A 13,328-nucleotide genomic window follows, 5' to 3' on the forward strand; every position below is an offset into this window, starting at 1 on the left:
TTACTACATTCTTTACTTAATTGAACTATAGTATTTTGGGCATATTTTTAATAACAAATGGATCTTATTTTAAGATTTTATATTATCATTTTTATCATTTCTTACCCACTTTTTAAAAATTATTCTTTGGTTATTGCTGTCAAAATTTAAAAAACTAAAGCCTTTTTTAGATTTCCTAATCCCAAGATTAACAGCCTCATATATTTTTGAAAGATTATTCTTGAATTCTAAAAAAGTAAGTAATTTTTTCTTTTCTTTATCTGTTAGTTGATTCCATCTAGATAAAAAAAGTTCTACTAAATATAAAACAAATATTAATGTTATTAGAAATAAAATTACCAAAAATAATTCATCGATGGTTTTATTTTTAATTATTAATATGACGCCTGTCAGTAAGTTTAAAAAAGCTTTAATTAAGTCTTTTGGCCTGCCAAGCTCGAGATATATTAATGGTACCAATAAAAATATTGTTCCAATAAAAATATAAAAAGATCCTAAAAAAACAATCAATTTATTTAATTATGATTTTTCAAACAAATTATAAGAAGTTGATATGTATAAATAAACTTTGTATTAGAATTTCCTTAAATGCGGTCGGGGAGACTTGAACTCCCACACCCGAAGATACGAGTACCTAAAACTCGCGCGTCTACCAATTCCGCCACGACCGCTCAAATAAAATAATAATTGAAAGAGGTTTATTTTAAAAATATTTTTAACTTATGATCATTAATTTGACACATAAAAATTAATTAAACATCTATTCAATAAATTTTTTTTTAATTTAAGCATACAATCATCTAAAAATATCAGTTATATTGTTCAAAGAATATTAGAAACGATTTCAAACTTAACTAATAAAAATACACAAAAAGTTACTAATTCTTCAAAATCTTTTAATTGGCAAAGGGAGATTAAGAATTACGTTGATCCACCAAATTTTTGGAATCCAACATTAGTTCTTTTTTTTGGTGGTTACTTTCTAGCTTTTCTTAGCGTTTGGCAATGGTATCGAGGCGTTTGGCCTCTACCTTTACTTGTAGCTACTGCTTTTTTAGCTTTACATATAGAAGGAACAGTTATTCATGATGCATGTCACAAAGCCGCACATCCTGTTCCATGGATAAATCAAGCAATGGGTCACGGCTCAGCAATTCTTTTAGGATTCAGTTTCCCTGTTTTTACAAGAGTTCACTTACAACATCATATTCATGTGAACCATCCAAAACATGATCCAGATCACATTGTTAGTACTTTTGGTCCTATTTGGCTAATTGCTCCAAGATTCTTTTATCATGAAGTTTTTTTCTTTCAAAGAAAACTTTGGAGAAAATATGAATTATTACAATGGGGAATTGAAAGATCGATTTTTATAACAATAATCTTGGCTGGAATAAAATTTGACTTTATGAATTTAATCTATAATTTATGGTTCGGACCAGCATTAATGGTAGGAGTAACTTTAGGAATATTTTTTGATTATCTTCCTCACAGACCTTTTCGGTCAAGAAATAAATGGATAAATTCACGAGTTTATCCAAGCAGGTTTATGAACTTATTAATAATGGGCCAAAATTACCACCTCATTCATCATCTTTGGCCTTCAATCCCTTGGTTTGAATATAAAATTGCTTATGAAAAAACTAAGCCTTTATTAGACATGAAGGGTTCTCCTCAAAGAGTGGGTATATTTGAAAGTAAAGAAGACATTTATAATTTTATTTATGATTTACTAATTGGTATTAGGAGTCACAGCAAAAAGAGAGGGAAAATAAGAAAAATCATAAATTTATACCCAGGATATAAATTAAAGAAATTTTTCTTAAGGATAGTTAATAAGACATTTATTGGAAGCAACTAAATCATTCATTTATGATTTTTGGGACTTTAAAGTATTTATCTTCTCTGGATGGACCCAACTCCAAAAGCTTTTCAGTGCAATCAGAATCTTTCTTTTCATCTTTTCTAAATACATTAATTACCTCTATCGCTCTTGTTGTACAGGGGACATCAACTGTATCAATTTTTTCAAGTTGTTTTATATATTCCAATATTTTTTCTAATTGTTCTGCATGATTATTAATTTCATCCCCGTTCAGTTCTAATCTAGCCAAATTGGCAACTTTTTCTACTTCATCTTTAGTTATTTTTGTCATACCTTAAGTGAACTTAGTTTTTAAAACTTATTTTATCTAATATTATTTTAATTCATACATTCTATGAATTTCAAATAATTAAGTAAAAATAAATAATCACATTTTTAAAAAGATAATCTCAATTACATAGACTCAATTATCTTTCTTAGCTAAAAATAATATTAGAGCGGTATCAAAAAATAGAAGAAAAATTACTGCCAAAAAATTTTTTTTATCGGCACTCTAGACTAGTTGCCCCTGATTTAATAGGTTGTTACCTAATAAATAAAAATAACGAGAAAGATAAATTTAAGGGGATGATAGTTGAAACCGAAGCTTATTCACAGGAAGAAGAGTCTTGTCATGGTTACCGTAAAATAACCAAATCAAATAAATCATTATTTGGAAAACCTGGAACATTTTATATTTACAAATCTTATGGCATTCATCATTGTTTAAACATAGTTACTGATAAAGAAAATTTTGCTAGTGGTGTATTAATCAGGTCAGTTTTTATCCCTAACAAGAGTGAAAGATTAGCTTCAGGTCCTGGTTTAGTTACTAAGACATTCGGTATTGACATCTCACTAGACTCTCTTGAAGTTCTTAATAACAATTTTTTGTGGATTTCTCAAAGAGAGTCAATTTTAAAGCAAAAAGATATTATTCAAACTACGAGAATTGGCATATCCAAGGCAAAAAATATAAAATGGCGTTGGTATCTCAAAAATAGTAGGAGTGTAAGTAAAAGATTAAAAGGTGACAGATCACCTAAATTCAAATAATCATTTATTTTTATAATCGTAATGCAAACTTGGCCTCATAAACATATCCATACACTTGCTAATTTTTCAATTCAAGATTACAAATCAGTATTTGAATTGGCTAATAGATTTGATGCACTTAAGGATGCAGGAACGAAAAAGATACCGGCTTTACAGGGTACTTTGGTAACTTCCTTGTTTTTTGAGCCTAGTACAAGAACAAAAAATAGCTTTGAACTTGCAGCAAAAAGACTATCTGCAGATGTACAAACTTTTGCGCCATCCTCTAGTTCCTTAACGAAAGGCGAAACAATAATCGATACAGCCATAACTTACTCTGCTATGGGTGCAGATACATTAGTCATCAGACATTCATCAAGTTACATAACCTTTGAGATAGCCAAGAAACTTGATTCAATAAATTCCAAGACTTCTGTACTTAATGCTGGAGATGGATTACATAGTCACCCTAGCCAAGGATTACTAGACATTTATACATTAATAAAATTCTTCTCAAAAGAATCACTTAGTCCAGAGATTTTAAATTCCAAAAAAATTTTAATAATTGGAGATGTTAATCATTCAAGAGTTGCAAGATCAAATCTTTGGGCTTTGAGTGCATTCGGCGCAGACATAATTTTATGTGGTCCTAAAACATTAATACCAGACGAATTTATAAACTTTTTTAAAAACCCAGTACCAAATCAAATAGAAGATCCTGTGAAATCAAGAAGTTCCATAACAATTTCTAGATCATTGGAAGAATCAATTAAAATTGCAGATGCAATTATTGTTTTAAGACTACAGAAAGAGAGAATGATGGAGAATTTACTAAGTAGCATTGATTCGTATAGCTTGGATTATGGTTTAACCCCAGAGAAATTATCTTTGAACAGTAAAGAAATTCCAATTCTTCATCCTGGACCTATCAACAGAGAAATTGAAATCAGTAGTAAAGTAGTAGACGAATACAAAAATTGTTTAATCAATAATCAAGTTGCAAATGGGATACCAATAAGAATGGCTCTACTTTACTTATTACAGAAATGCAACAAATAATTTTAAAGCAACTTTAGACTCTCAGTAAAAAAGCCATAAAATAAACCTAATCTTAAGGAATCTAATGTAAGTACTAAAAATTTCTTTGTCCTTTCAAATCTAAAGTTTCTTCTAAGAGCTATTAAAGCTTCTATTAAAAGAACAGATAAGAAAGCTGATATTGGATCCATAAGTTCCACAACTGCGCTGACCATACCAAGTGAGCTTCCTAAAAAGTAACCAATTAAAAGAATTATTAAGGATATTGAATATCTTCTCCAAGGATTATTAGCCCAAATACTTATTGTTTGAATGTTTTCTACAATCTTTAGTTGAAAATTTGTCTTTTGAGGTCTAAAAACCATTTCAACTAAGCTACATCAGAATTTGATTGAATTCTAGTATTTCCTTCTACTAATTCAAGTAACGCCTCTAACTGGGCAATGAGTCCTCTAAGTTCGCCAGGTTCAGGAAAAAGATCATCCTCTTTAATTCCTAAATGCATTTCTCTAAGTTCTTGCCTTAAATAACGTAAGTGACTAGTGACCTGCTCTCTCTTGTTTTGTGACATATTGGGTCTAAATTGTAACTTATATTAAGAAAAAAATTTCTAATATCGAGACTTTACATATTTATGATTGAGAATGAAGATAAATTGCTCAATAAAAATTCAAAAAAAATAATACCTTCTAAATTTTTACAATTTTGAAAATGTGTACTTAATACTTCCATCGACTTTAAACTATAACTTGAGGCTTTATTATAAGATTATTGGCTAAATTCAATATGGAATTTGTTTCTGAAAATAAAATAAGTGAGGAAGTAGTCAAGTCATTTGATGAAAAAATGACCCTGGAGCTTGCAACAAGGCTAGAAGAAGACAATTATAAGACACCATTTGATGGTTTAAAAGACTGGCATTTACTAAGGGCCCTCGCAATCAATAGACCTGAATTAACGTCTGATTATATACATCTTCTTGATCAAGAACCCTTCGATGAAAACTAAAAGTAAGAACTCCAAAATAAAGGTTCTTTTATTAATAACTGGAAGTATCGCAGCTGTAAGAATTCCATTATTAGTTAGCCAACTAGCGAAAGAAAATTATGAAATAAGATGCGTTTTATCAAAAAATGCAGAAAAATTAATAAAGCCACTTTCTCTCTCTATTCTAAGTAGAAACCCATGCATTTTAGAAAATGATCAATGGTCAAATAGTCAATCAATACCTCTTCACATAGAACTAAGTAATTGGGCTGATATTTTAATCACCGCGCCTTTAACAGCGACAACATTAGCAAAATGGGTAACTGGAAATGCAGAGGGATTGATCCCCAGCATCTTAATAGCAAATATAAAGCCAGTTATTGTTGCACCAGCAATGAATACACAAATGTGGCTAAATAAAGCTGTCCAAAAAAATTATGAGAATTTACAGAATTACAAAAATATTTTGTCTTTGGAACCAAGTGAAGGCCTCTTAGCATGTGATGCTATTGGCATCGGTAAGATACCTCCAAATGATCTAATCCAATTAGCTCTTGAATTTATAGCTTCACTCAAACAAAATGAATATCGCAAAGATTTACTTAATAAAGAAATTTTAATAACTGGAGGGTGTACCTCAGAGAAAATTGACGCGGCAAGACACATTACTAACAAAAGTTCTGGAGCTATGGGCCTACTTCTTTCTCAAGTAGCGAGGTTCAGAGGAGCAAAAGTAAAATATGTTCATGGGCCTCTGAAAATAGATAAGAATCTTACTGATGGAATAAAAAGATATGAAATTGAAAATAGTGTTGATTTAATTAGGGCACTAAGTAATGAAATATCAAATTGCGATTATTTTTTCATGAATGCAGCAGTTTCTGATTTCAAGATAACCTCTGATACTTCAGCTAAAATTCCAAAAAATCAAATTAATGCTCATTTGAATCAAAACTTTGAGCTAGTCCCAGATATTTTAAAAACAATTAGTAAATCAAAAAAAGATAACCAAGTTTTTGTAGGCTTTTGCGCTTTTACAGGATCTATCGAAGACGCACGAATGGCAATTAAAGAAAAGATTATCCAAAAGGGTTGTGATTATCTATTCGCAAACCCAATTGATCTTAAAGGCCAAGGATTTGGATTTTTGGCACAAAATGAAGGTTGGCTATTCGATACAAACAATATGGAACACTACATTAATAAAACATCAAAAATTGATTTAGCAAATAAATTACTAACCCAAATTATTTCATTAAAAAAATAAAAAAAAAATTTTTAATTTGTATTTTTTTGTAATCTTAATCATTAAAAATAATGTTATAGCTTAAAATAATTCCAGTTTTTTAAGATCTAAAAAGCTACGGGTTGTTTCGAGGATTTAATAGTCCTAACTTTTATGGTCCTTTCCCTTGTAATATCCGTACTGAACTTATTAGATGACCTTTAATCTATCGTCACAGAACTTTACTGCAACTTTAATTATGAGAATTCGTTCTTTCTTAGCTTTTGTTATTTCAATTTGTATAACTTTTGCTTTCGTACCTGTTAAAACATTTGCTTTTTCTGAGAGAGGAAATGCACAATTTACAGATGTTGTTAACACAGGAAAAGCTAATGATTGCCCTACATTAGACTCATCTCTTGTCGGATCAATATCTCTAGGGAATGGAGATAGCCTTAAAGGAATATGCATGCATCCAACAGAAGTTTATGTAAAAGTGCCAGGGACAAAACGTAAAGCTGCAGAATTTGTTTCTACAAAAATTATTAGTCCTAGAAATAACACCACAGTGACTGAAGTTTATGGAGATATAGATTCAGGAACTTTCACTGAAAAGGGGGGTATTGATTTTCAACTTATTACTGTATTAACTCCTGGTGGTTTAGAGGTGCCATTTGCATTCTCAGCAAAAGATCTTAAAGCTGATTTACCTTCATCTATTGAGCCAGGCACTGAGGTTAGTGGTTCAACATTTACACCAAACTACAGAACTGGTGATTTTCTAGATCCTAAGGCAAGAGCTAAAAATACTGGTGTTGAATATGCTCAAGGGTTAGTGGCATTAGGAGGAGATGATGAAGAACTTGCAAAAGAAAATATTAAAGTTGATGTAAATGGCACTGGCGTTATTACTCTTTCAATCAAAAATGTAGATTCTGACACAGACGAATTTGCGGGTACTTTTGAAGCTATCCAACCTTCAGATACAGATATGGGTTCAAAGGATCCACTTGATGTAAAAATAATTGGTGAGCTTTACGGAAGAAAGGCATAAATCCTACTCAAGAGAAAAAGGGGGTTAAACCCCTCTTTTTTTTTCAAAATTTTTCTTTATCAATTTAAAAAATGGAATTACAACAAAAAACTAAAAGAGATACTAACGGACTAATACCGCCTTATGGAGGGGAACTAAAAAATTTAATTATCAAAGATAAAAACCTTAAAAATGATCTTATCTCTAAAGCTTCTTATGAGTTTGAATGTAGCGAGAGAAATGCATGCGATGTAGAACTTTTGATAGTTGGAGCTTTTTCTCCATTGGAAGGTTTTATGGATGAAAATAACTATAATTCGGTAATTAAAAATAATAGAAATACAAACGGGTTACTTTTTGGTTTGCCCATTGTATTTGATTCAAATAATGAAAAAGTAAAAGCTGGAGAGACAATATTACTTACTTATAAAAAACAAAAAATAGCAGTTTTAGAAGTTAGCTCTAAATGGGAGCCTGACAAATCCTTAGAAGCTGAACTTTGTTATGGTACTAATTCTTTAGATCATCCTGCTGTTAAGATGATTTTTAACGAGAGAGGTAGATTTTATATAGGAGGAAGAGTTTTTGGTTTCGAACTACCAATTAGAGAATTCCCCTGCAAAACCCCAGAAGAAGTTAGATCTACACTGCCATCAAATCATGATGTAGTTGCATTTCAATGCAGAAATCCAATTCATAGAGCACATTATGAATTATTTACTAATGCCTTACTTTCAGATAATGTCTCCTCTAACTCAGTTGTTTTAGTTCATCCAACTTGTGGGCCAACTCAACAAGATGATATCCCTGGAAAAGTTAGATATTTGACCTATAAAGAATTAGAAGAAGAGATATCTGATGAAAGAATAAAATGGGCTTTTTTACCTTATTCAATGCATATGGCAGGGCCAAGAGAAGCTCTACAACATATGATAATCAGAAGAAATTATGGCTGCACCCACTTTATTATTGGTAGAGATATGGCTGGTTGTAAGTCGTCATCAACTGGTGAAGATTTTTATGGTCCGTATGATGCCCAGAATTTTGCGAATAAGTGTGCAGATGAATTGATGATGCGAACAGTTCCTTCAAAAAATTTAGTTTATACGAAGGAAAAAGGATATATAACAGCTGAAGAAGCGAAAGAATTTAATTATGAAATTATGAAACTTAGTGGTACTGAATTTAGAAAGAAATTGAGGAATGGCGAACCAATTCCTGAATGGTTTGCATTCAAAAGTGTAGTAGATGTTCTAAGACGCTCTTAATATTGTTTTATAATTAGTAATATAGATTTATTAAAGATTTTTTATCGTGAACAAACGTTGGAGAAACGTAGGACTTTATGTCCTAGCTGTTATTACTGTAATTTTCATTGGAACTTCAGTTTTTGATAATCCTAGTACCGAAAGCTCTACAAAGACCTTGAGATATAGTGATTTTATAGAGGCAGTACAAGATAAAGAAATCAGCAGAGTCCTAATATCTCCAGATAATGCCACAGCTCAAGTTGTTGAAAATGATGGGAGCAGGTCTGAGGTAAATTTAGCCCCTGACAAAGATTTATTAAAAATACTGACTGAGAATAACGTAGATATAGCTGTAACTCCTACAAAATTAGCCAATCCATGGCAACAGGCTATAAGTAGCTTGATTTTCCCAGTACTTCTGATTGGAGGTCTATTTTTTCTTTTCAGAAGATCCCAAAGCGGGAATGCTGGTGGTGGTAACCCTGCCATGAGTTTTGGCAAGAGCAAAGCCAGACTCCAAATGGAACCATCCACACAAGTAACTTTTTCAGATGTTGCTGGTGTTGAAGGTGCAAAATTAGAACTCACAGAAGTTGTAGATTTTCTTAAGAGCCCAGATAGATTTACTGCAGTCGGAGCAAAAATTCCGAAAGGAGTTCTCCTTGTAGGTCCTCCTGGTACAGGAAAAACATTGTTAGCAAAGGCAGTAGCAGGAGAAGCAGGTGTACCTTTTTTCTCAATATCTGGTTCAGAATTTGTAGAAATGTTCGTAGGAGTTGGAGCTAGCAGAGTTAGAGATCTTTTTGAACAAGCTAAAAAGAATGCTCCTTGTATTGTATTTATTGACGAAATAGATGCAGTTGGAAGACAAAGAGGTGCTGGTATGGGTGGAGGAAATGATGAAAGAGAACAAACATTAAATCAACTCCTAACTGAAATGGATGGTTTCGAAGGTAATTCAGGAATAATTATAGTTGCCGCCACCAATAGACCAGATGTCTTAGACTCAGCTTTAATGCGCCCTGGAAGATTTGATAGACAGGTAACAGTAGATAGACCAGATTATGCTGGAAGATTACAGATATTAAATGTTCATGCGAAAGATAAAACTCTTTCAAAAGACGTTGATTTAGACAAAGTTGCTAGAAGAACACCCGGATTTACTGGTGCAGATCTAGCTAATCTTTTAAATGAAGCAGCAATACTAGCAGCTAGAAAAGATTTAGATAAAGTAAGTAATGATGAAGTCGGTGATGCCATTGAAAGAGTTATGGCAGGCCCAGAAAAGAAAGATAGAGTCATCAGTGATAAGAAAAAAGAATTAGTTGCTTATCACGAAGCTGGACATGCACTCGTTGGAGCGTTAATGCCTGATTATGATCCTGTAGCAAAGGTTTCAATAATTCCTAGAGGTCAAGCTGGAGGTTTAACCTTCTTTACTCCAAGTGAAGAAAGAATGGAATCTGGTCTTTACTCTCGTTCTTACCTTCAAAATCAAATGGCTGTAGCTCTTGGTGGAAGAGTTGCTGAAGAAATAGTCTATGGAGAAGAAGAAGTTACAACCGGAGCCTCAAATGACTTACAGCAAGTTGCTAATGTAGCCAGACAAATGATTACCAAATTTGGCATGAGTGACAAAATAGGTCCTGTCGCATTAGGGCAATCTCAAGGTGGAATGTTTTTAGGAAGAGATATGAGCTCTACTAGAGACTTCTCTGAAGACACAGCCGCAACAATTGACGTGGAGGTTTCAGAGCTTGTAGATGTTGCTTATAAGAGAGCCACAAAAGTTTTAACAGATAATAGAAGTGTTTTGGACGAAATGGCTCAAATGTTAATCGAAAGAGAAACTATAGATACTGAAGATATCCAAGACTTGATCAACCGATCAGAAGTTAAAGTAGCAAACTATATCTAGTTTAAAAAATAAATATTTAATGAATATTAAAGAAGATTCTTTTTCTGACTTGCTGCTAAAAGAATCTTTTTTTTTACTTGTAAAACCAGAAGATAATTTTTACTCAAATACTTATATAAGAAATTCATTTTTTGAAGAATTAGGAAGCTTAGTAAAATTAGGATTAAAAAATATTGAAATACGTTGGTCAAACAATGAAAAGTGGTTGGATTTTGTATCCGAAATCAAACTCAATTTTCCACAAATTAATTTAGGCTCTGCCTCCATAGTTAATAAGCAATCAATAGAAGATTCATTAAAAATTGGATTAAATTTTTCTATGATGAAATTTTGGGATAAAGATCTCTTTAATTATTCGAAGTCAAAAAATTATTTATTAATACCTGGAATTAAAAATTTAAAAGATCTTGAGGAAGCCATAAATTTAAATTGCAACATTATAAAAATTTATCCAATCAAAAGTAAAGCTAGTTCCATAGATATACTCAACTTTGGAAGTATTGATTTTATCGCTGCTGGAGGCCTATCAATCAATGATGTAGAAACTTATCAATCTTTAGGATATAAAGCAATCGTGATTGGAGATAAAGGAATTATTAAAAAAAAATTTGATCCAAAAATATATGAATGGCTAAAAAATAATTAAATCAAAGATAAATATAAATTTTTTAACGAAACTACTAATTATTGATTAAGCCACATTGAGCTTGATTCAGTAGTAAATGATCAGCAAGTACTAAAGCCACCATAGCATCAACCATAGGAACTGCTCTTGGTAGAACGCATGGATCATGTCTCCCTTTTGCCTTCATCAAAACTTCTTTTCCTTCAGCATTTACTGTTTTCTGTTCTTTCCCGATAGTTGCTGTAGGTTTAAAAGCTATCTTCATCTCAATATTTTCGCCATTACTTATTCCTCCCTGTATACCACCTGAATTATTGGATATTGTTCTTAACTTCCTAATATCATCAGATTTAATGAAGGCATCATTATGTTCGCTTCCTTTTAAATAAGTTCCAGAGAAACCTGAACCTATTTCAAAGCCTTTAGTGGCAGGCAAAGACATCAAAGCCTTCGCTAAATCAGCTTCTAATTTATCAAAAACAGGCATTCCAAGACCTGAAGGGACATTTCTTACTAGACATTCAATAACACCGCCACAAGAGTCTCCTTGACGCTTTAATTGCTTAATTCTCTCTATCATTTCTGCTGATACATGTTCATCAGGACATCTAACAATATTAGAATCTATTTTGTTGAGAGAAATCTTTTCTTTATTTATATCAGAATCAATATCATGTATACGCTTTACCCAAGATAGTATTTCAGTATTACAGAAGTTTTTTAATAATTGTTTTGCTACAGCACCAGCAGCTACCCTCCCAATTGTTTCTCTTGCAGAGGCTCTTCCACCACCAGAACTTGCCTGAATTCCATATTTCAGATGATATGTACCATCTGCATGAGAAGGTCTAAATACTTGCTCCAAATTATCATAATCTCCTGGTCTCTGATCCTTGTTTCTTACCAACATCGCTATTGGAGTTCCAAGTGTGAACCCTTCCTTTACCCCACTTAAAATTTCAATTTTATCTTCTTCATTTCTGGGTGTTGTAATGTCACTTTGGCCAGGCCTTCGCCTATCTAATTCATTTTGTATTAGATTTATATCTACTTTTAACTTTGGGGGACATCCATCAAGGATAACTCCTACTGCACCACCATGCGATTCTCCAAAAGTACTAACACGAAAAATTTTTCCAAAACTACTACTCATAGAAATATCAAATGTTTTATCTATATATAAACATTATATGAAACCAATTGAAAATTAAACAAAAAAAAGCCCCCAAAAAGGGGGCTTGTAAATTTAAGAACTTTAAGCTTAACCAATAGCTGGAGCTGAAAGAGCTACTGTTGTAGACTCAGCTGCTGCTAGATCAAGTGGGAAGTTGTGAGCGTTACGCTCGTGCATTACTTCCATACCTAGGTTTGCTCTGTTAAGAACGTCACCCCATGTAGGAACAATCTTACCGTTTGCATCAACAACTGACTGGTTGAAGTTGAAACCGTTAAGGTTGAATGCCATTGTGCAGATACCCATTGAAGTTAACCATACACAAACAACTGGGAATACAGCTAGGAAGAAGTGAAGACTTCTGCTGTTGTTAAAACTTGCATATTGGAAGATCAAACGACCGAAGTAGCCATGAGCTGCAACGATGTTATATGTTTCTTCTTCTTGTCCGAACTTGTAACCATAGTTCTGAGATTCTGTCTCAGTTGTTTCTCTGATTAGAGATGAAGTAACAAGTGAACCGTGCATAGCTGAGAATAAAGATCCTCCGAACATACCAGCAACACCAGCCATATGGAATGGGTGCATAAGAATGTTGTGCTCTGCCTGGAAAACAAACATGAAGTTAAATGTTCCAGAGATACCTAGAGGCATTCCGTCAGAGAATGAACCTTGACCGAATGGGTATACAAGGAATACTGCGAAAGCTGCTGAAACTGGTGCAGAGTATGCAACACAGATCCAAGGACGCATACCTAGACGGTATGAAAGCTCCCACTGTCTTCCCATGTATGCTGAGATACCAATTAGGAAGTGGAAAATTACAAGCTGGTAAGGACCACCGTTGTATAACCACTCATCTACAGTAGCTGCTTCCCAAATTGGGTAGAAGTGTAGACCAATAGCGTTAGATGAAGGAACAACTGCACCTGAGATGATGTTGTTTCCGTATAGGAAAGAACCAGCAACTGGCTCTCTAATTCCGTCGATGTCTACTGGTGGTGCTGCGATGAATGCAACGATGAAGCAAGCCGCTGCTGTAAGTAGGCATGGGATCATTAAGACGCCGAACCAACCAACGTAAATTCTGTTGTTAGTTGATGTTACCCACTCACAAAACTGTGGCCAGCCTTTTAACAGCGAAGAACGCTGCTGCTGAATAGTTGTCATGAGTTCGTA

General features: G+C 33.1%; 15 protein-coding genes and 1 tRNA gene. 9 read left to right on the forward strand and 7 right to left on the reverse strand.

The features are described from left to right. Positions 1-69 precede the first annotated feature (69 nt). Together JJ842_03990 and JJ842_03995 are read right to left on the reverse strand one after the other, a co-directional pair. The gene (locus JJ842_03990) at positions 70-510 is read right to left on the reverse strand and encodes a hypothetical protein (protein ID MBO6971070.1); all 441 of its coding nucleotides are present in this window, start codon (positions 508-510) and stop codon (positions 70-72) included. Positions 511-589: 79 nt separating this feature from the next. Next, a tRNA-Leu gene (locus JJ842_03995) sits at positions 590-671 on the reverse strand. 170 nt (positions 672-841) lie between these two features. Between JJ842_03995 and JJ842_04000 the strand changes: the two genes are divergently transcribed. Continuing rightward, positions 842-1,861, forward strand: coding sequence for a fatty acid desaturase (locus JJ842_04000; GenBank protein ID MBO6971071.1), 1,020 nt, complete (start codon positions 842-844; stop codon positions 1,859-1,861). A 1-nt stretch (position 1,862) separates the two neighbouring features. Here the strand turns inward: JJ842_04000 and gatC are convergent, their stop codons facing one another. Beyond that, positions 1,863-2,156, reverse strand: a complete 294-nt coding sequence (gene gatC / locus JJ842_04005; protein MBO6971072.1) for an Asp-tRNA(Asn)/Glu-tRNA(Gln) amidotransferase subunit GatC — start codon at positions 2,154-2,156, stop codon at positions 1,863-1,865. A gap of 194 nt (positions 2,157-2,350) precedes the next feature. Here gatC and JJ842_04010 point away from each other — a divergent pair, with 194 nt between their 5' ends. Together JJ842_04010 and JJ842_04015 are read left to right on the forward strand one after the other, a co-directional pair. Next, on the forward strand, positions 2,351-2,920 hold the full coding sequence (locus tag JJ842_04010; GenBank protein ID MBO6971073.1) for a DNA-3-methyladenine glycosylase: 570 nt from the start codon (positions 2,351-2,353) through the stop codon (positions 2,918-2,920). A gap of 21 nt (positions 2,921-2,941) precedes the next feature. Beyond that, the gene (locus JJ842_04015) at positions 2,942-3,958 is read left to right on the forward strand and encodes an aspartate carbamoyltransferase catalytic subunit (protein MBO6971074.1); all 1,017 of its coding nucleotides are present in this window, start codon (positions 2,942-2,944) and stop codon (positions 3,956-3,958) included. Between the two features lie 2 nt (positions 3,959-3,960). Here JJ842_04015 and JJ842_04020 read toward each other — a convergent pair whose 3' ends face one another. Then, the gene (locus tag JJ842_04020) at positions 3,961-4,302 is read right to left on the reverse strand and encodes a DUF565 domain-containing protein (GenBank protein MBO6971075.1); all 342 of its coding nucleotides are present in this window, start codon (positions 4,300-4,302) and stop codon (positions 3,961-3,963) included. Positions 4,303-4,307: 5 nt separating this feature from the next. After that, entirely contained in the window at positions 4,308-4,508 is a 201-nt protein-coding gene (locus JJ842_04025; protein MBO6971076.1) for a hypothetical protein, read from the reverse strand. A gap of 215 nt (positions 4,509-4,723) precedes the next feature. Here JJ842_04025 and JJ842_04030 point away from each other — a divergent pair, with 215 nt between their 5' ends. The 6 genes from JJ842_04030 (at position 4,724) to JJ842_04055 (ending at position 10,996) form a co-directional block, all read left to right on the forward strand. Beyond that, positions 4,724-4,945: a DUF2555 domain-containing protein gene (locus JJ842_04030; protein ID MBO6971077.1), complete on the forward strand. Its 222-nt coding sequence runs from the start codon at positions 4,724-4,726 to the stop codon at positions 4,943-4,945. Further along, positions 4,935-6,191, forward strand: coding sequence for a bifunctional phosphopantothenoylcysteine decarboxylase/phosphopantothenate--cysteine ligase CoaBC (gene coaBC, locus JJ842_04035; GenBank protein MBO6971078.1), 1,257 nt, complete (start codon positions 4,935-4,937; stop codon positions 6,189-6,191). Before JJ842_04030 ends, coaBC begins: the two co-directional genes overlap by 11 nt. 217 nt (positions 6,192-6,408) lie before the next feature. Then, positions 6,409-7,203, forward strand: a complete 795-nt coding sequence (locus JJ842_04040; GenBank protein MBO6971079.1) for a photosystem II manganese-stabilizing polypeptide — start codon at positions 6,409-6,411, stop codon at positions 7,201-7,203. A 71-nt stretch (positions 7,204-7,274) separates the two neighbouring features. After that, a complete protein-coding gene (gene sat, locus JJ842_04045; GenBank protein ID MBO6971080.1) occupies positions 7,275-8,450 on the forward strand; it encodes a sulfate adenylyltransferase in 1,176 nt (391 codons plus the stop codon). A 46-nt stretch (positions 8,451-8,496) separates the two neighbouring features. Continuing rightward, positions 8,497-10,350, forward strand: a complete 1,854-nt coding sequence (ftsH, locus tag JJ842_04050) for an ATP-dependent zinc metalloprotease FtsH (GenBank protein ID MBO6971081.1) — start codon at positions 8,497-8,499, stop codon at positions 10,348-10,350. Positions 10,351-10,369: 19 nt separating this feature from the next. Continuing rightward, positions 10,370-10,996 (forward strand): bifunctional 4-hydroxy-2-oxoglutarate aldolase/2-dehydro-3-deoxy-phosphogluconate aldolase, encoded by a 627-nt coding sequence (locus tag JJ842_04055; protein ID MBO6971082.1) that lies wholly within the window; start codon positions 10,370-10,372, stop codon positions 10,994-10,996. 34 nt (positions 10,997-11,030) lie between these two features. Here the strand turns inward: JJ842_04055 and aroC are convergent, their stop codons facing one another. Continuing rightward, a complete protein-coding gene (gene aroC / locus JJ842_04060; protein MBO6971083.1) occupies positions 11,031-12,128 on the reverse strand; it encodes a chorismate synthase in 1,098 nt (365 codons plus the stop codon). Positions 12,129-12,236: 108 nt separating this feature from the next. After that, positions 12,237-13,319, reverse strand: coding sequence for a photosystem II q(b) protein (gene psbA / locus JJ842_04065; GenBank protein ID MBO6971084.1), 1,083 nt, complete (start codon positions 13,317-13,319; stop codon positions 12,237-12,239). Positions 13,320-13,328: the final 9 nt, after the last annotated feature.

This window comes from Prochlorococcus marinus CUG1433 (assembly GCA_017644425.1).
GTDB classification, from domain to species: domain Bacteria; phylum Cyanobacteriota; class Cyanobacteriia; order PCC-6307; family Cyanobiaceae; genus Prochlorococcus_A; species Prochlorococcus_A marinus_U.